The sequence below is a fragment of the Desulfovibrio mangrovi genome (genome assembly GCF_026230175.1).
GTDB classification, from domain to species: domain Bacteria; phylum Desulfobacterota; class Desulfovibrionia; order Desulfovibrionales; family Desulfovibrionaceae; genus Halodesulfovibrio; species Halodesulfovibrio mangrovi.
The window spans coordinates 3,663,470-3,681,744 of record NZ_CP104208.1; the positions used below are offsets into that span (position 1 = coordinate 3,663,470).

15 protein-coding genes and 2 tRNA genes are annotated in these 18,275 nt (G+C 57.1%); 13 read left to right on the forward strand and 4 right to left on the reverse strand.

Annotated features, from left to right (window positions below):
- Nucleotides 1-121 precede the first annotated feature (121 nt).
- The 10 genes from purN to N1030_RS16420 all read left to right on the forward strand — a co-directional run bounded on the left by purN (nucleotide 122) and on the right by N1030_RS16420 (nucleotide 9,760).
- Entirely contained in the window at nucleotides 122-796 is a 675-nt protein-coding gene (purN, locus tag N1030_RS16375) for a phosphoribosylglycinamide formyltransferase (protein ID WP_265826608.1), read from the forward strand.
- A 156-nt stretch (nucleotides 797-952) separates the two neighbouring features.
- A complete protein-coding gene (locus N1030_RS16380) occupies nucleotides 953-1,597 on the forward strand; it encodes a LysE family translocator (protein ID WP_265826609.1) in 645 nt (214 codons plus the stop codon).
- Between the two features lie 108 nt (nucleotides 1,598-1,705).
- Nucleotides 1,706-2,272 carry an AmmeMemoRadiSam system protein A gene (gene amrA, locus N1030_RS16385; RefSeq protein WP_265826610.1) on the forward strand — a complete coding sequence of 189 codons (567 nt, stop codon included), beginning with the start codon at nucleotides 1,706-1,708 and terminating at the stop codon, nucleotides 2,270-2,272.
- A gap of 34 nt (nucleotides 2,273-2,306) precedes the next feature.
- Complete coding sequence (locus tag N1030_RS16390; protein WP_265826611.1) at nucleotides 2,307-4,145, forward strand: ATP-binding protein; 1,839 nt, start codon at nucleotides 2,307-2,309, stop codon at nucleotides 4,143-4,145.
- Nucleotides 4,146-4,277: 132 nt separating this feature from the next.
- The gene (locus tag N1030_RS16395) at nucleotides 4,278-5,438 is read left to right on the forward strand and encodes an MFS transporter (RefSeq protein WP_265826612.1); all 1,161 of its coding nucleotides are present in this window, start codon (nucleotides 4,278-4,280) and stop codon (nucleotides 5,436-5,438) included.
- 88 nt (nucleotides 5,439-5,526) lie between these two features.
- Nucleotides 5,527-6,012: a hypothetical protein gene (locus N1030_RS16400; protein WP_265826613.1), complete on the forward strand. Its 486-nt coding sequence runs from the start codon at nucleotides 5,527-5,529 to the stop codon at nucleotides 6,010-6,012.
- Between the two features lie 12 nt (nucleotides 6,013-6,024).
- Nucleotides 6,025-6,870, forward strand: coding sequence for a universal stress protein (locus N1030_RS16405; RefSeq protein WP_265826614.1), 846 nt, complete (start codon nucleotides 6,025-6,027; stop codon nucleotides 6,868-6,870).
- A gap of 637 nt (nucleotides 6,871-7,507) precedes the next feature.
- Nucleotides 7,508-8,329, forward strand: coding sequence for an ABC transporter substrate-binding protein (locus tag N1030_RS16410; RefSeq protein ID WP_265826615.1), 822 nt, complete (start codon nucleotides 7,508-7,510; stop codon nucleotides 8,327-8,329).
- A 76-nt stretch (nucleotides 8,330-8,405) separates the two neighbouring features.
- Nucleotides 8,406-9,101 (forward strand): ABC transporter permease, encoded by a 696-nt coding sequence (locus N1030_RS16415; protein WP_265826616.1) that lies wholly within the window; start codon nucleotides 8,406-8,408, stop codon nucleotides 9,099-9,101.
- Nucleotides 9,098-9,760, forward strand: coding sequence for an ABC transporter ATP-binding protein (locus N1030_RS16420; protein ID WP_265826618.1), 663 nt, complete (start codon nucleotides 9,098-9,100; stop codon nucleotides 9,758-9,760). The genes N1030_RS16415 and N1030_RS16420 overlap by 4 nt, the downstream gene beginning before the upstream one ends.
- Nucleotides 9,761-9,812: 52 nt before the next feature.
- Here N1030_RS16420 and N1030_RS16425 read toward each other — a convergent pair whose 3' ends face one another.
- Nucleotides 9,813-12,599: a PAS domain S-box protein gene (locus N1030_RS16425; protein ID WP_265826619.1), complete on the reverse strand. Its 2,787-nt coding sequence runs from the start codon at nucleotides 12,597-12,599 to the stop codon at nucleotides 9,813-9,815.
- Between the two features lie 266 nt (nucleotides 12,600-12,865).
- Here N1030_RS16425 and N1030_RS16430 point away from each other — a divergent pair.
- The 3 genes from N1030_RS16430 (at nucleotide 12,866) to ppnP (ending at nucleotide 13,492) form a co-directional block, all read left to right on the forward strand.
- Nucleotides 12,866-12,940: transfer RNA gene (locus N1030_RS16430), tRNA-Gln, on the forward strand.
- Nucleotides 12,941-12,946: 6 nt separating this feature from the next.
- Nucleotides 12,947-13,024 (forward strand) — tRNA-Glu (locus N1030_RS16435).
- A gap of 153 nt (nucleotides 13,025-13,177) precedes the next feature.
- Complete coding sequence (ppnP, locus tag N1030_RS16440; RefSeq protein WP_265826621.1) at nucleotides 13,178-13,492, forward strand: pyrimidine/purine nucleoside phosphorylase; 315 nt, start codon at nucleotides 13,178-13,180, stop codon at nucleotides 13,490-13,492.
- 72 nt (nucleotides 13,493-13,564) lie between these two features.
- On the opposite strand, the gene N1030_RS16445 is transcribed toward ppnP, so the two are convergent.
- From N1030_RS16445 to N1030_RS16455, 3 genes are all read right to left on the reverse strand, one after another.
- Nucleotides 13,565-14,458, reverse strand: a complete 894-nt coding sequence (locus N1030_RS16445; protein WP_265826622.1) for a LysR substrate-binding domain-containing protein — start codon at nucleotides 14,456-14,458, stop codon at nucleotides 13,565-13,567.
- Between the two features lie 463 nt (nucleotides 14,459-14,921).
- Nucleotides 14,922-17,396 carry an acetate--CoA ligase family protein gene (locus tag N1030_RS16450; protein ID WP_265826623.1) on the reverse strand — a complete coding sequence of 825 codons (2,475 nt, stop codon included), beginning with the start codon at nucleotides 17,394-17,396 and terminating at the stop codon, nucleotides 14,922-14,924.
- Between the two features lie 7 nt (nucleotides 17,397-17,403).
- The gene (locus N1030_RS16455; RefSeq protein WP_265826625.1) at nucleotides 17,404-18,171 is read right to left on the reverse strand and encodes an IclR family transcriptional regulator; all 768 of its coding nucleotides are present in this window, start codon (nucleotides 18,169-18,171) and stop codon (nucleotides 17,404-17,406) included.
- Between the last annotated feature and the right edge of the window lie 104 nt (nucleotides 18,172-18,275).

The following is an 18,275-nucleotide window of genomic DNA, read 5'->3' on the forward strand; positions in this document are numbered from 1 at the left end:
GTCCCCATCGGCGCGAAACGCTGATGCGGGAGTAAAACGGAATAGGATGGATGAGGCGGGGCGGATCGACGCAGCCTCTCTTCGCCTGAGACCTTTCCCGCTTCATAGGGAGATGCCGCACATGGCCTTGAAAATTGCTGTGCTTGCATCGGGCAATGGCTCGAACTTGCAAGCCATACTGGATAAGCACGCAGCAGGCGTGCTGGATGTGGATATAAGGCTGGTGCTGTGCAACAAACGCAATGCCTATGCGTTGGAGCGTGCCGAGGCGGTGGGCGTGCCAACCCTGTGCCTGCCCCATACAGACTATCCCGACAGGGAGAGCTTTGATCAGGCCATGATCAAGGCCATACAGGAATCCGGGGCGGACACCATCGTTCTGGCAGGCTACATGCGTCTGCTCACGTCGGCTTTTCTTCAGGCGTTTGCCGGCAAGGTCATCAACATCCATCCCGCCATTCTGCCCGCCTTTGCGGGTGTGAGGGGAGCGGCGGATGCCCATGAGTACGGCGTGAAGCTTGCTGGTTGCACCGTCCATTTCGTGGATGAGATCATGGATCACGGACCGGTCATTATTCAGGCCGCTGTTCCCGTGAATCCGGAAGAGGATGTGGAGACGTTGAAGCAGCGCATCCACAGTGCAGAACATCGTGTCTACCCGCAGGCCCTGCAGTGGCTGGCGGAGAATCGGCTCAGCCTTGAGGGACGCGTTGTGCGGCTTGCTTCGTCGGACAAGCCAAAGCTGGCTGCCGCCGGAAATTGCCTTGTCTGGCCGCCGCTGGAAGAAGGTTTTTAAATTGAAGCCCCTCGCAGGAGGGGCTTTTCACTTGAAGCGCAGGGGCGAGCGCTGCAAAGAGCTGCTTAAGCATTGTTCTGCTTTGGCGTGCGCTTGCACAAGGCGGTCATGATGGCCTATGCAGTGATCGAACGCCGCTCCTGAAGGATGCTCCCGATGATTGAAACCATACTCACGCTTTTCACCGTCTGTTTCTTTGCCCGCATGAGTCCCGGTCCGGATATGATGCTGCTCATCAAGCATTCCACAGCTGCGCATGGCTATTCCGGTGAAGAGGAAGGTGGCGGCAGTTGCCGTGCCGCCTACGCCTGCGTGCTAGGGGTCTGTGTGGGGTTGTGTTTTCATGTCATGCTTTCCGTTCTGGGGCTGGCCATCATCATCAAAAGCAATCCCATGGTATTTGCGGCATTGCGTTATGCCGGTGCAGTCTACCTGCTGTATGTAGGCTGGCGTTGCTTTACGGACAGGGATACCGTGCAGCTGGAAGGGCAGGGGGGGCTGTGCACCACCGCAGGGCAGGGATTTCGTGACGGTTTGTTCTGCAACCTGCTCAACCCCAAGGTCACCATGTTCATTCTCAGCGTGTTCATGCAGCTTGTCACGCCGGAGACATCCCTGTTCGAGCGTCTCGCCTATGGCGCGGTCATCGTGCTTGAAGGTCTCTTCGGTTGGGCCGTGTTCGTCTATTTCCTGCATACGCCGTTCATGAAACGACTGTACGGAAACCATGCGGGCATCATCAACAAGACAACGGGTGTTGTCCTGTTTGCGCTTGGCGGGGCCATTTTCGTCTGGGGTTAGGCGCTGCATTAGGCTGTATTGCCCCTCAGCTTGATTGAAAACTCGGGAATGCGTTATTGTGGTCGTAAGAGTGATTGTTCCAACGGTAGCGTGACGGAGCGCAGGCGTATGACAAAGCAATTCAGGTTGACCCTGTCGGAAGAAGAAAAACAGTATCTGCTGGATCTGGTGCGGTGGAGCATCCTGCACAGGCTGGCAGGAAAGGGCGGTGACGTTGCCGAGGCTGCGCCCGTACCGCCTTCTGAGACGTTGCAGTTGCCTTTGGGCGCTTTTGTGACCCTGAAGCGTAACGGCGCCTTGCGTGGTTGTATCGGCTATGTGATGGCAGAAGAGCCTTTGTACAAAACCATCACCCGCATGGCTCAGGCTGCAGCCTTTGAGGATCCCCGTTTTTCTCCCCTTGCTGCCGAAGAGCTGGAAGGGCTGGATGTGGAAATTTCCGTACTTGGCCCGCTGACACCGTGTGATGATGTGCAGGCCATAGAAATTGGCAGGCATGGCCTTATCATCCGGCGCGGAATGCATTCCGGCCTGCTGTTGCCGCAGGTTCCCGTCGAGTGGGGATGGGACAGGGAAACCTTTCTTGCGCAAACCTGTCGGAAGGCGGGACTGCCTGAGGATGCCTGGCAGCAGTCAGGCACACAGATAATCTGGTTTGAGGCGGAAGTATTTTGACGGCGTTGTTCTGCTATTCGAACTCGGAGGAGCCATGAGAGTGTTTTCCAATGGAAAGAAAAGCTTTTCCATCACGCGGGCTGCTCTGAAAACTGCGATTGTTTACGGCGTGTTCGGTGTGCTGTGGATACGTTTTTCCGACCTGCTGCTGGATTACACCATTGACGATGCGCGAACCATGACGACCGTGCAGACGTATAAAGGATGGTTTTTCATTCTGGTTACGGCTGCTCTGCTGTTTCTTCTTGTGCGACGCAATCTGCTCTCGCAGAAGGCGTTTGAATCCTCCCTGCGGGCGAGTAATGCAAGGCTCGACGGCATGTTCCGCGTGGCTGGCGGTGTAGCGTTCATTCTGAGCAAAAAACGCGGTGGGTTGCATTTCGTTGAAGCGGTGAGCCCGGGAGCTGTCCGCATGTTCGGTCTGGAGTATTCTGATATCGGCAGGCCGGTGCACGGGTTGCCGGTGCCTGACTCTCTTTTGGTTTCGGCTGCGGGCAAGGGAACTGGCCTGGATGGCATGACCGAGATACTCTTTACAACCCATCAGGGGCAGGAAAAAGCGCTTCTGGGAAGGACTCTGACCCTTGAGCCCGAAGAGGACGGTACGGAAGTACTGCTTTCGGTAGCCTTGGATGTCACCGAGCGCAGGCAGATGGCGAGGGAACTGGAAGCGGCTCACGGGGTTATCAAGGGTATTCTGGATGCCGTTTCGTCCATCGTGATCTGTGTAGATGAAAGAATGGGGGTGCTGCATTGGAATGCGGCTGCCCAAGCCTGCACGGGGCTGGATATGGCGCAGGTCAAAGGACGTCCCCTGAATAGTGCGTTTCCTTTTTTGCAACCCCGCTTGAACGAGATATCCCGAGCCGTTGCGGAAAAACGCAGCCTTGCCTTTCAGATGCGTCCCTCTGCAGATGTGTGCCTCATGCAGAATGGGAACGCTGAAACCAGAGGCGCAGGCGGCCCCATATTTTACGAAGTGCAGGTTTTTCCCCTTACACATGAAGGAGGGGGGGGCGTCATACGGGTGGACGACATCACCGAGCGCGTGAGGGTTCAGGACGTTCTGGTGCAGACGGAGAAAGTTATGTCCGTGGGCGGACTGGCTGCCGGTATGGCTCACGAGATCAATAACCCTCTCGGGGCCGTCATGCAGGGAGCGCAGAACGTACGGCGTCGGCTTTCCAGCGACCTTCCCGCAAACAGGGAGGCCGCGGCCGAAGTTGGGTGCGATCTGGAAGCGCTTGACCGGTATGTGAGGCAACGCAACCTTGACCGCATGCTGGACGGTGTTGTCGAAGCAGGAAGGCGGGCTGCGGATATCGTAACCAACATGCTGGACTATGCCCGAACGGCCGATTTTTCCCACAGCGGTGTGCACGTCGATCAGCTTCTTGATAAGGCACTGGGGCTGGTGGATAACGACTATAGTATCGAAAAGGGATATGATTTCAGAATGATCCGGGTGGTGCGTGAATACGGGAAGGATCTCCCCATGGTTTCATGTTCCCGCATAGGCATAGAGCAGGTGGTGGTCAATCTGCTGCGCAATGCCGCACAGGCGATGTTTACCTATGAAGGGGGCGAAGGCTGGAAGCCCGAGATTCGGATACGCACTTATGTTGGCGATGATCGTGTTGTCATTGAGGTGCAGGATAACGGCCCCGGCATGACCGGAGCCCAGCAAAAGCGCGCTTTCGAACCTTTCTTCACGACCAAGCCGTCTGGCGAAGGCACGGGGCTTGGGCTTTCTGTTGCACACTATATCATCACCTCAGTCCATAGAGGGGAATTCGTTCTGGAAAGCGAGCCCGGAAAAGGGGCCTTGTTCCGTATTTCGCTTCCCCTGCAGAGAAGCCCGGAATTAGGATAGGCCTTGGGCGTATGTTGCCGGTAGCCTAACCCGCAACCTTTGTGCTACCTCCCCTTGCAGTTTCGTGCGTCGGCAACGACGGGATTCTCCCGCTTGTCTTCGCGTATTCATTTCTCCCGCTAAGGAAACGATATGTCCAAGGGCTTCTCCACAAACGCCGACAACAGGCGTATGTATCTTTTTTTGTTGATCATGGTTCTGGCTGCGGCCGTGGGCTTTCAGGGGTGGCGCACCCTTTACAACAATTTCGCCGTGGATGTGGCCGGACTGACCGGCGAGGAGAACGGTTTTGTTCAGTCCCTGCGGGAGGTGCCGGGCTTTCTTGCCCTGCTGGTCATCTATCTGCTCCTGCTGGTGCGCGAGCATACTCTTGTGGCGCTTTCCGTGCTCACCCTCGGGCTCGGCGTGGCGCTGGCGGGCTTTTTCCCCTCTTTTCACGGGCTGTTGATCACCACATTGATCATGAGCTTCGGGTTTCATTATTATGAAACCACAAACCAGTCCCTCATTCTGCAGTATTTCGACAAGACGCAGGCTCCGGTGGTGATGGGGCGGCTCAGGGGCTTTTCGTCCGGCGCCAATCTTGCCGTGGGCGCTACCATTTTTCTGCTGGCTCCGTATCTGGAGTTCCGTACCTTGTTCTGTCTCTTCGGCGGGTTTGTGATACTGGCAGGTCTGTGGTGCCTCGTGCAGAATCCCGCTTCGCCCAATATTCCTCGTCAGCGCAAGGGCATGGTGTTCCGTTCCCGCTACTGGCTCTTTTATGTGCTTACCTTCTTCAGCGGGGCCCGCAGGCAGGTTTTTGTGGCCTTTGCCGTTTTTCTGCTGGTGCAGCGCTTCGGCTACACTGTGCAGGAAATCACGGCTCTTTTCGTGATCAATAATGTGGTGAACTGGTACCTATCGCCCGCCATCGGGCGCGCGGTGAACAGGTTTGGCGAGCGCAAGGTGCTCTCTCTGGAATATGTGAGTCTCATATTCATATTCGTGGCCTATGCCTATGTGGACAGCAAGTTGCTGGTGGCCGTGTTGTATGTTCTTGACCATGTCTTCTACAACTTTGCCATGGCTATCAAAACCTACTTCCAGAAGATTGCCGATCCCGGCGATATTGCCCCCAGCATGGCGGTGAGCTTCACCATCAACCATATTGCCGCCGTGGTCATTCCTGCGGCGGGCGGGCTGCTTTGGATGGTGGACTACAGAATTCCCTTCCTCTGTGCAGCAGGGCTTGCGGGCTGCTCGCTGCTGTTGACCCAGTGTATCCGCCTGCCGGAGCCTGAAGGCAAGTAACCGCGCGAAGCGTATAATCAATTGCTTCAGGCAGCATGTCGCGCTAGTATGGTCTCATCTATGAGTCCATGCGAAAAAGGAGTGTGACATGCAGCGCTGTAAACGGATCGCCCTGAGCCTCATTTGCCTGTCGGCTTGCCTGCTGCTTCTGTCGGTGTCGGCTTTTGCGGAGGAAGGGCAGACCAAAAGGCCCCTCAAAGACACGCCGCAACGGGTAGCTGCCCGCGCCACGGCAGTTTCCGTTGAGCATGAGGGGGACGATCCCGCCGGTATCCGGCTTACTTTCCAGCTCAAGGAACTGTTCAACACGGTCAGCCTGTTCAAGCTGACAGACAGCGATTCTCCAAAGATCAATCTGCTCATCTCCACACAACCGGAGTTTGCCTCACGCCCGGAAATCGGATCGGCCTATGCCGTGGTCTGGGTCTTTGCCGAAAGCAAGGGGAACCTGCAATATTATCTCGGAAGGCAGGTCGGCGTTGTGAGCGATGCCACTGCCGTCAATGTGGCGAGGCAACTTGCGGAGCGTACGGACGGCATTGCTGTCAAATACAACTATCTCTTCGGAAAATAACCGGAGGTGGGGATGGACAGGGCTGTCTTGTTGACCGTAAGCGACGATATGACCGCCATGTGGGGAATGCGCTTTGTCTCCGGTTTCTTTGCGGAAAAGGATAAACTGGAGGTGTGCGTTCTTTATGTGGCTCCTTCCGGTTATGCGGCAAAGCACGAGGAAACTCGAATAATCCTGTCGGACCTGCAGGTGCGCAAGGGGCGGGAGATGGTCGAGGCCGCGAAGAGGTGGCTGGTCGCTCACGGCTTTTCCGAGCACAAGGTGAAGACCAAGGTGCTTGCCACGCAGTACGGCGTGGTGAAGGACATTGTCGCTGAAGCGCATAAGGGGCTGTATGACGCGGTTGTTGTGGGGCGCCGCTATCTGGACTGGATGGAAATGTTGTACACCACCAGCGTGAGCAGAGGTATTCTCTGGGAGAGCGTGGATTTTCCGGTGTGGATATGCAACGAGCCGGACCCCACGCGCAGGAATATATTGCTCTGCGCTGACGGCTCTGCCTCAGCCTCCCATGCGGCAGACCATGTAGGCTTCATGATGGGAACCGAGCCGGAACAGCGCGTGACCATTCTGCATCTGCGCTCGCCGGGTATCGTGGCCAGTTCCGCAGTTGCAGAGGCTCGCCAGCGGATATTGGACAACGGGATAGAGGCTTCGCGTATCAGCACGCTTGTCACGGACGGGCTGGACAAGGTGGAAACCATAATCCGCCTTGCGCATGAAGGGTGCTTCGCGGTGGTTGCGGTGGGGCGCAGGCCTGACCTGCCAGAGTCGCTGATGAAACGGCTTTTCACCAGATCTGTCAGTCTGGGGCTGCATGAACATGTGAACCAGTTTTCATTGTGGGTGAGTAAATAGCCTGTGCTATGCGCACTGTATCATGCTCTATATTTTCAAGAAATAAACCCGATCATGCTAATAGGATTTTATTGCAACCTGAAGCTTGCCAACCGGTCTTCTTGATGCTAGATGATTTTTGTCGGACGGTAGATACACTGTTTGACGACTATATCGCCATATTTCCGGAGTTCTCCGGTCCATATTGAGCGATTCGCACAAGTTTGAGGATTGCCCCCCAATTCCGCCTTGAATCATGCGAATCGCTCTATTTTTTTGCCTTTCTCCAACGTTTCTGCCCCTGTCTCCCTAAATGTCTGAATAAATCCGATATGGGTCTATGCACACACGCTGGCAGCCAATTTGGGTTCATAGCCGGTTTTTTGCATTGAAGTTGCGCTCACAGAATGGTGCTGTAGGCTATGTGTGATGTGTTTTAGAGTCTTTTTGTGTTTGTTTTAGTTATTTGTAGTTTCTTTTGGTGGTTGCGTTTACTGTTTTCGTTGATAAGTGCTTTTGATTTCGGGCGGTAACAGGCTGTGTCACAGTATGCGTATGAATATTGTCTTGGACAGGTTGCTTTGGGGTGTGTATTTTGATTGCGGTTTCTTGAGCGTACCTAAAATGACTAATTCTAACACATGCTCGGAGAGATGGGATGAAGAAGCTTATTACTCTGTTGTTCTTTCTGGTGCTGGCCCTGCCTGCTGTTGCATCGGCTGAGAAGCCGGTTCTGATGATGTCCACCACGACCAGCACCGACAACACGGGCCTGCTGGACGTCCTGAAGCCTGCGTTTGAAGCCGAGACGGGCATAGAACTCCGCTGGACTGCTGTTGGTACCGGCAAGGCGCTTGCCATGGGGCAGAACTGTGACGTTGACGTGCTTCTCGTGCACGCACCCGCTTCCGAAAAGAAGTTTGTGGAAGAAGGTTTTGGTGTGGACCGCACCCAGCTCATGTACAACGACTTCGTGATCGTCGGTCCTGCTGCTGACCCCGCCAAGGTCAAGGGTATGTCCGTGGGCGACGCCCTGAAGAAGATTGCGCACACCGCTACGCCCTTCTGCTCCCGTGGTGACAACTCCGGGACCCACAAGAAGGAACTGTCTTTGTGGAAGTCTTCCGGCATGGCAGTGCCCGAGAAGGATGCATGGTACATCCAGACCGGTCAGGGCATGCTGCCCACCATTAACGTAGCGAATGAAAAGAACGCCTACACCATGACCGACCGCGGTACCTTCATCAAGTATGAGGCTTCCCACAACGGCAATCCGCCCATGGTCATTCTGGTCGAGGGCGACGGTGTTCTCTTCAACCAGTACAGCGCCATGGCCGTTAATCCCAAGAACTGCCCCAATGCCAAGTTTGATCTTGCCAAGAAGTACATTGACTGGATGGCTTCCCCTGCCACCCAGAAGCGTATTGGCGAGTTCTCCCTCATGGGTAAGCAGCTGTTCACCCCCAACGCGGGCAAGTAGGCGTAAGTTACTCTAGAGATGAAAACATGTAAGGGCGGTTGCGTACCGCCCTTTTTTATGGAACAGGTGTTCATCTATGGATTTCATACTGGAAGGCATATACAGAGCATTTCTGCTCCTGTTTGGTGGTCATGAGGAAACCTGGTCCGCGGTGTATGCAACCGTGGCTGTTTCCAGCATGTCCATCGTCGCCACCGTGCTTCTCGGCGCACCACTGGGCTTTCTGCTCGGCTACTGTCGTTTTCCCGGCAGGCGGGTGGTGCGGTTGATTGTGGATACCCTGCTTTCCTTCCCCACGGTCGTCATCGGGTTGATTGTATACGGCTTTATTTCGCGTAGCGGTCCGCTGGGCGAATTTGGGCTTCTGTTTACACTGCAGGGTATAGCGGTGGGGCAGGTGCTGCTCGGTCTGCCTGTGGTCGTGGCCATGGTGGCAAATGCTGTGGAAAATGCGGATGACCGCCTGCAGTATACGCTGCTGACGCTTGGCGCAGACAGCAGTCAGTTGCTGCGGGCAACGCTTTGGGAAGTGCGCTATCACGTCATGCTGGCCACCGTTGCCGCCTATGGCCGGATAGTGTCTGAAGTGGGCATCTCCATGATGGTGGGTGGCAATATCAAGTGGCATACGCGAACCATCACCACGGCCATTGCCTTGGAAACCGGCAAGGGCGAATTCGCCATGGGCGTGGCGTTGGGCCTTGTACTGCTGGTTATTGCCTTCGGTGTGAATATTTCTGTTTCCGGTCTCAAGCGGAGGGTTGGCAGATGAGTGCCCTGTATACGCTTTCGGGCATTCGGCAGGTCTATGCAGGACGGCTGGCGCTGGAGATCGATTCCCTTTCCATCGGTGCGGGGAGCATTGTGGGCGTTGTCGGGCCAAACGGAAGCGGCAAGTCCACGCTTATGCGCATGTTGGCCTTTCTTGAAGTGCCGCAGGCTGGAGAAGTCCGTTTTGACGGCATGACTGTGGGGGGCGCTTCAAACGGTGCCAAGGCTGCCCTGCTGCGCAAGCATGTGACGTTGCTGACGCAGGAGCCATATCTGCTGCGGCGCTCCGTTGCGGAAAACGTGTCCTACGGGCTTTCTGTGCGCGGGCTGCGGAATTATGAGCAGACCGTACGCGCTGCGCTTGAGGAAGTGGGGTTGCCGCCTGCGGAGTTCCTGCACAGGCAGTGGTTCGAATTGTCCGGTGGGGAAGCGCAGCGTGTGGCGCTTGCGGCGCGCATTGCGTTGCGCCCCAAGGTGCTGCTGATGGACGAGCCTACCTCTTCGCTGGATGAAGAGTCGACAGAGCGTATCAGGGTGGCTGCCATGCATATGCGTGACGGGCATGGCACTACGCTTGTCATCGTTTCCCATGACCGCGACTGGCTGCACTCCGTGGCAGACACCATGGTGACGCTGCGTAACGGTCGTCTGGTTTCCTGATTCGTTTCCATTCCTGAACTGATACGAGCCGGGCGTGTGAAGGTGCGGCAGGTTATGTTTCCTGCTGCGTCTTTGTCTCGGTTTGCGCCGAGTCGAGGGGTAGCCGGATGGTGAAGCTTGTTCCCTGGCCGGAGGTGGAATCGACCGTGATGCTCCCCTCGTGGTTTTCCGTAATGATGAAGTAGGAAACGGAGAGCCCGAGGCCCGTGCCGATGCCGGGGGCCTTGGTGGTGAAAAACGGCTCGAACGCTCTTTTTCTGGTGGCTTCAGGCATGCCCGGGCCATTGTCGGCGACCGTCAGTACGGCCCAGTCTCCATCCTTTCTGGACGAGATGCGGATGACCGGATTCTCTGTTCCGCTCATGGCCATGGCCTGTGCGGCATTCTTGATCAGGTTGAGCAGAACCTGCTCCAACTCAGTGCTGATGCAGGGAATGGGAGGCAGGCCGACTTCGTGATCAGTCTCTATGGCAACTTTCTTGATGTCATAGCTTTTTTTCAGATCATAGTCGCTTCGGGCCATCTCCACCGTTCTGTCCACCAATTCGGCAAGGTTGTGCTGTGAGCGTTCAGAACTGCTCTTGCGTGCGAAGTTCAGCATGTTCTGGACGATGCGTGCGGCCCGTTCTCCAGCATCGCGTATCCCTTTCAGCATGGTCAGTATCTTCCGGCTTTCCATGTAGCCGGATATGGATTCCAGACTGCACCCGGCTTCCTCAGCGGCCTTCCGGTTGCCCTCCAGGGCCGGCGAGAGCCTCCGCTCTATGTTTTGCGCACCCTGCAGAATGGCACCGAGGGGGTTGTTGATCTCGTGCGCCATGCCCGCCGCAAGTCCCCCCACGGACATCATCTTTTCGGTTTGAATCATGACCTCTTCTATGCGTGCCTGTGCCGTCATGTCGTCTATGCGGATGACGGCTTCGGCCTTGCCCTCGCGTTCCAACGGGTAGATGACGATGCGGGCCGGTATCCGCCCCTTGGACGTGGCAAGTCTGGTCCGTTCCGTCGTGTGCGGGCTGTTGCTGGCGATGGTCTGCCTTGCATTGGCCCATTGGTCGGCAAGATCCGGTACGAGGGTGGGGAGTTGCTGCCCTATGGCAGCTTCTCTGTCGATGGCAAAGTATTCGGTGGCGTGGGTGTTCCAGTGGCGGACAGCCCCGTTCTCGTCCAGGCCTATTATGATTGAAGGCATGGAGTTGATGATGTCGGTCAGATAGCGTTCCATTTGCAGTATTCGCTGTTCCGAGCGCATTCGCTCGGAAATGTCCACGGCAATGGAACAGAGACCGTAGGGCTGGCCTGTGATGTCGTGCAGCGGAAACTTGGTGGTCAGGAATGTGTGTGGCTCTCCATGAACGGTGAAGTACTCTTCCCATTGCTGGGAAATGATCCCCTGCTGGGAGGAACTGGGGTCGCCCACGCTTCGGGTTTTCTCGTCGGGGGGGAGCAGGTCGTTGATGTGTCTGCCTGTGATTTGCTCGTGCGGCAGGGCGGTAAGGTGCTCAAAACTCGGGTTGGCGAAAACGACATTTCCAGCAAGGTCGGTAACTATGACAAGGTTGCTGGTGTTGTGCAGTATTTCCTGAAGACGGGCCTCGTTTTCCAGCAGGGCCTTGCTCTGGGTGCCAAGGCTTCTGAGCAGCAGTATGGTGATGACGGTGACGACGATGAGAGCGCCCCCGATGCCCATCTGCTGAAGAATCAGGGTGTCTCGTTGCCCGGTGATGGTGCGTTGCATGACCTCCATCTCGCCGAAGAGCGAATCCTGCAGCAGGGTGGCCTCCGTATGGATGACAGAGGTGGGAACTGTGATGAGAATCGCAACGTCGTTGTGATTGGCGGTAAGAGTAAGGGGGATGACGATAACGAGCTTGTCCCCTTCGATCACTGCCGAGGTGGTCTTGCCCTGAATGGCGCGTAGGTGTTCCTTCCAGTTGGCGTCAAAGGTGCTGATGTGTGTGCCTGTGCTGATGTCTTTCAGCGTGGAGGCGGCTACATGGCCTGTTCCGGATATGATGAAGGAATCGGCCCCACCGTCGAAGAGTTCCTGTTTCAGTGAGAGCATGAGGTTGTGCATGAAATCGACCTGAAAACCCACGCCGACGCTGCCCGCAAAGCGCCCGCTGACAATGATGGGAGCGGTAGCCGTGGTGAGCCATGTCACCTTGTCGTTCATCATGTATGGGTGCAGGGTTATGAAGTGGGGGGTCAGGGTTTCCTTGACTATGAGATTAAAATCCCCTCTGCGAAAGCCTTGCGCGGTGAGTTCTTCGGAGTCGCACTCCGTCAGCGGAGCAGAGACTATCGAACCGTCCGGCTGGCGCATCCAGTTGCTTGTGAACCTGCCAGAGGCGTCGTAGCCGGAACGATTGGCGTATGCCTTAACCTGTTGGTCAAACATGCCGGGTTCCCAGCAGGAGAAAACGGCTGCAAAGTCCTTCTGATTGTGAAGCAGGCGCTTGAGACGCAGGCTTTCCCTGTCGCGGCTCATGCTTTCAAGGGGACCGGACTCACGGGTCCAGCCAAGCGATTCAGCCAATGTGGTGGCCACGATCATGGCATTGCTCAGCCGTGATTCTACAGTGGCCGCCTTTAAGCTGGCCTGAGCCACGATGCGCTGAATGGCAATGCCCGTTGCCTGATCTGCAAAGATTGAAGAAACCTCATGCGTGAAGCTTTCTGTTCCGTCTATGGCCAAGCCGGCAATACGGTCTGCAGTAGTGTAAGAAAAGGCGATGACGAGCAGGCAGGTAAGGGCGAGGCAGGTGCTGGTGGCTATGCGAATGGGAGAGCTCCAGAGGAGCTTGCGCATGAGCGGGTGAGGAGTGGTTCGCAGCATGATGATGTCCGTCTCGTCTGGGTGACTGGGGATGCTTTTATCGTAACCGATATCCAGAGGTGTTATCAAGGCGAATGGAAGAGAATGAGTGAGTTTTGCTGTTGCAGGGCAAACAAATACGAAGATGAGGAGTGGCTACCCTGACGGTATAAGGGCAGATAGGGTGCTAACCCCGCTGTTTTAAAGGGGTTGAAAAGGAATTTGAAGAAAATTTGAAAATTCGTTGACAAGGGGGGCGAGTTTCTTTAGTTATCTGCCTCGCGCACTGGGCTGTCGTTCAATTGGCAGGACACCGGATTCTGACTCCGTCAATCAAGGTTCAAGTCCTTGCAGCCCAGCCATCAAGCGTCCCCATCGTCTAGCCTGGCCCAGGACACCTGCCTTTCACGCAGGCGACAGGGGTTCAAATCCCCTTGGGGACGCCACAGGAAAAATAGCCGCTATCGAAAGATGGCGGTTTTTTTCGTTTCATATCCCCCTTGCACCATGCCTGCTGATCTTTGTAGTATCGTCATGTATTGCCCGTATGCCGACAGGCGGCAGGGGTGTTTGACCTGTTACGCGATAGAGGAAGGAACATGTCCGAATTTGCCAATGTCACTGTGATCAAGAAGGCGAATGTGTATTTTGACGGAAAGGTGACCAGTCGCAAGGTCGTGTTCGCGGACGGGTCGTTCAAGACTCTGGGCATCATGCTGCCCGGCGAGTACGAGTTCGGCACCAGACAGGCCGAGGTGATGGAAATCATGCAGGGCAGCATGAAGATTCTGCTGCCCGGCGAAGCCGACTGGCGCACCGTGCAGGGCGGCGAGAGCTTTGACGTGCCTGCCGACTCCAGCTTCAAGCTGGTAGTGGAAACGCTCGTGGACTACTGCTGCTCGTACATCGACTAGAGTCGTCTGCCGGAATGAAAAACGCCCCGCAGGAGCTTCGGCTCTTGCGGGGCGTTTGTTGTTTTGCTGGTGTCATGCTGCAGGGGCAGAAGGGGTGGGGAGGGTGGCCAGAAGTGCCTCTTCCTGCCGTATGATTTCACAGGCCAGCTTGATGAAGCAGTTGGAGCCTCTGGTCATTTTCTCGCCCTTTGCCAGGTAGATATTGGTCATGGGCAGCGGCGGATAGCCCTCTTGCGGGCCCAGAATCAGTGCGTTGGGCGGCAGGGATATGGGGGTAAGCGCAGCAACGGCCGCACCGGCGGCAATGGCGGCATGCAGTCCGGCAAGGGAAGGGCTGGAGTAGGCGATGCGGTAGGCAAGGCCCGCAGTGTTCAGGGCCTCTATGGCGTGTTGCCTGTAGGAACAGCCCTGAGAATAGACCGCCAGTGGAACAGGTGTTTCCTTGTGCACGAGATAGCCGGCAGAAGACACCCAGATCAACGGGGTGTGGGCAATGATCTCCGTGCCTGCAAAGAGATATGTTGAGGTATTGATGAAGAAATCAAGCTCGTTTGCGTCCAACAGGCGTTTGAGTTCTGCGCTGTTATCCGTGCGTACTTCCACCTGCATGGCCGGATAGAATTCGGCGAAGCGCTTCAGAATGGTGGGGAAAAAACGCATGGAAAGTTCGTCGGACGTGCCTACCCGCACCAGCCCTGTCAGTTCCGGCGTGCGCACGGCGGCAAGCGCCTCGTCGTGGGCTTTGAGTATGCGCCTCGCATGAGGGAGAAATGTGTCACCTGTACTGGTGAGACGTACCGCTCGCCCGCTGCGGTCAAAGAGCTGCACCCCCAGATCGCTTTCCAACTTCTTGATCTGCTGGCTCACGGCGGATTGTGTCTTGTGCACGGCTTCCGCTGCACGTGTGAAGTTCAGGGTTTCAGCCACAGCCACGAACGCACGGAGCAGGTCTGTTCCGATATCCATGATTAGCACCTCTAATGATGTTCATTACGGCAATTCGTTTCCCTTATCAATGCGGGTGAGGCATTCTCGCGTTGAAAAGAACGGAGGTGCGTATGAACATATTGATATTGATGACAAACAGTCTGCTGAACAGCTTTCGGTCATGGAGGCAGGCTCGGCGTTTGGCGAAGGAGCAGCGGAAGGTGCTGTATGATCTGTTTGAGATGAATGATCATATTCTGCGTGATATCGGCATGCCCAGAGAACGCCTGAGCCATATGCTACGCGAGAGCCGGAGGGTGAAAGTCTATGAGAGATCGTCTGAACCGGCAGCAACTAGCGGTGCGAAGCAGAGCAGTTGTTGCAGGTGCCGCAGCTTGCAACACCCCTGTCGCGGCGGGTCGTGTTGACGGAGGGCGGCCGGGGAAAATGAAACGCCCCGCCGTCAGGAGACAGCGGGGCGTGCAAACTATTCTTCGGTATATTACGGCGTGACGCCCTGTGTGCGGCCTGTATCTCTCACGCAGGTTACGCCGGTGGTCGTCTGCTGTCGGCTGCGGATGTTCTCCATGTGCAGGCGGGCCTGAATGTACTGTGCCAGCGCGTCCACGGCGCGGTCACACAGAGGGAACACGGGAACGTTCGCCGCGTGCAGGGTGTCGCGTAACGGGGCGTAAAGCGTGCCGCCGTCCGCAACGCAGACAATGGGCTTGTCCGATTCCGCAGCCAGCGTTGCCATGCGCGCGGCAATGCCTTGCGGATCATGCAATGCGTACGCGGGAATATTCGTCTCGGCCAACGTATGCATGGCGGGCGAAAGCGGGTCCAGCCCCACGATCACGGCATCCACGTTGGGGTCCTGCACCATGGCGGCGGCAACGAGGGCGTGGGTTTCATCATCCGCCGCAGGGTTGATGTCCATGGGGTTGGCTATGCCTACAAGGCTGTCCAGACGCTTTTCGCGCAGAATGGTCTGCAGGGCGTCGCGGGTTGCGGGGGCATAACTTGCCAGCCGCATGGCGTAGTCATCCGAGTGGATGGAATCCGCCATGCCCACGGCTTCAAAGCCCGCACCGCTGACAGCGCCGAGCCTGTTGCCGCGGATGGTCTTCCCGTGCAGGGTTTCCGAGAGCAGGAAAAGGTCCTGAAACTGGGTGAAGGTGCGGGCTACAATGGCTCCCGCCTGCCGCACGCAGCTGTCGCAGACCATGAAGTCGCCCGCCAGAGAGGCCGTGTGGCCGCTGGTGGCGGATTTGCCTTCCGGCGTGCGTCCCGCCTTGTAGAACAGCACTTCCTTGCCTGCCAGAACCGCTTCGCGCACGGCGCGGCAGAATTCCAACCCATCCAGATCGTTGAAGCCTTCCGCATAGATTGCAATCACGTCCACATCGCTGCTCTGCGTGAAGTAGCATAGCATGTCGCCCAGCGTCAGGTCCGTCTGGTTGCCCATGGAGATCATGTATGCGGGGCGCAGTTCGGGGCACTGGCTGATGCGGTGCAGCATGAAGGCCCCGCTCTGGCTCACGAGGGCGGCGCGGCGGTAGGTGCCGCCACGTTCCTTGGGCAGCTTTTCTTCGGGAATGAACCACGTGTCATATTTGCCCGGGCGCGAGACAACGCCCATGCAGTTGGCCCCCAGAAACACGGGACCGCCGTGTTCCGTGGCGTGCACCGCGTTGATGCGGGCAATGACCTGCTCGGCGCGGGTGCGGCTCTCCTCGGTTTCTCCCATACCGCCGGGGATGAGCATGACGCTGGACGCGGCGTTCAGATCAATGACCTCATCCACGAGGTCCGGCACCTGTTTGGCGGAAACGGCCACCACAAAGAGGTCAACCGAGCCGTTCATGTGGGCGGGCAGGTCGCGCAGGGAGGGCACGCAGGCCACGCCGTCGATCGTGGTCTCGCCTTCGCGGATGATGACCACGTTCTCGGGTGCAAAGCCCTCGGCAAGAATATTGCGCAGGATGGTGCGCCCGAAGTTTTCGCGGCTGGCGGAAACACCGATGATGCCGATGGACTTGGGGTGCAGCAGGGCGTCTATGCGGTGCACGGGACGCGGTACGGCGACCTGTTCGGGCAGCGAGAAGCGACACATGCCGTCCAGTGGCACCATGAGGAAGTCCGTGAAGGCGAAGGGGTTGATTTCCAGTTCTTCTATGATGAAGGGCGCATCCGGATTGGCGGGGGAATAGTGGTTGGCCATGCGGATGAAGGACTCAAAGCATTCGATAAGTTGCTCGTCGGTGACGATGCGGCGTTGGCCGCGCGTAAGCCCCGCCAACTTGCGGTACGAGATGGTCTGGCGGAACAGGCTGAAGAAGGTCTCACCGTCCGTCAATTCGGTGGAGGCGGCTACAATGGCCTGTCCCTTGCGGAATCGTTCCGCATAGAGTTCCGTGTCCGTTCCGCCAAGGCCCGCGCTGAGCACCATGCCGAATTCACGGGTGCGCCTGAGGCCCACGATCAGCTCGTTGCCGAAGGCACTGGAATCCGGCGGCATGAACTGTACCTGCAGCACGCCTTTCAGGTCGCGGCTGATGGCGTCCACCAGCACCTCGCCGGAAAGCCCGCGGTACTGGGCGGGAGCCGCATCGGGGTAACGTTCTATCCACGTGGCGTAATTTTCCGGCACTTCGTAGAGCATTCTGCGCCATGCGGAGCGGATGCGGTCCGGCTCGCGCTCCACAATACGCACGCCGCCCACCTCGGTCTTATGGACGATGGTGGGCGATACGATCTTGAGCACGGCTTTTTCGCCGGGAATGGCGGTCAGCTCCTCATCAGAGGGGCGCGCGCCGCGCGGAATGAGGTTGGCGCGGGGCGGCGTTTCAGCTCCTGAACGCGAAAGCAGGGTGTACACTTCGTATTCGTACAGAAAGCTGCGACCTTCGCCGTGGGCAGTCCTGAAAAGCTCGGTAATGGCCTCGAAGTCGATGGCAAGCTGAGGTGCGGGCATGGCGGACCTACAGGAAATGAGGTTGCGGGCGATAGCCCATGTGGGTGGATATTTCCATGGCGGCATCAAGCAGCTGCGGTGCAAGGGAGATGATGTCTCCGTCGGTGAACTGTGAGGGGTTGCCGCTCAGGCTGACTGCACCGACAACTTTGCCTTCCGGTCCGAAAATTGGCGCGCCGATTGTGTCCAGATGGATGAGGGTCTCGCCGTATACCAGCGAGTAGCCGCGTTCCTTGGTCGCTGCCAGTTCCTGACGCAGCTTTACGGGATCCGTAAGCGTCTTGGGAGTGTAGGCATGCAGTTTGACCCGCGCCAGATGGGCGATGACCTGTTCACCCGGCAGATAGGCGAGAATGGCACGGCCTATCCCGGTGCAGAAGGCGGGCACGGTGGGGCCAATGTAGGAAGACGGGTGCCATTCCTGATGGTCGGTGCTCATGGTGGTAAGCACTACGTCGTTGTTCAGCACGCCCACTCTGCCGATGGTGGAGGTGTGACGGGCGAGATAGCTTATGGGCGTGGCGGCCTTGCGGTTGAGCGAGAAGGTGGCGGACTGCAATGCGCCAAGTTCCAGCAGTTTGAGGCCGAGATGGTATTCCTTGGTGGATGGATCCTGTTCAAGGTAGGTGGCTTTTTCCAGCGCACTGATGATGCCGTGCGCTGTGCCTATGGCAAGGCCCAGCGTTTTGGCGACATCGCTGACCCGCCAACTGGGATGTTCAAAGGTGAACAGGCCGAGTACCTGTGTCGCCCGCTGAATGGATTGCTGCGACATGAATAACTCCTTTCGGTAATGTCGAAATCTATTCGAGATATACGCTCAGGCTTTTGCAACTGTCAATGATATGAGATTGGCTGGGGAAGGAAAGGCGAGTACGG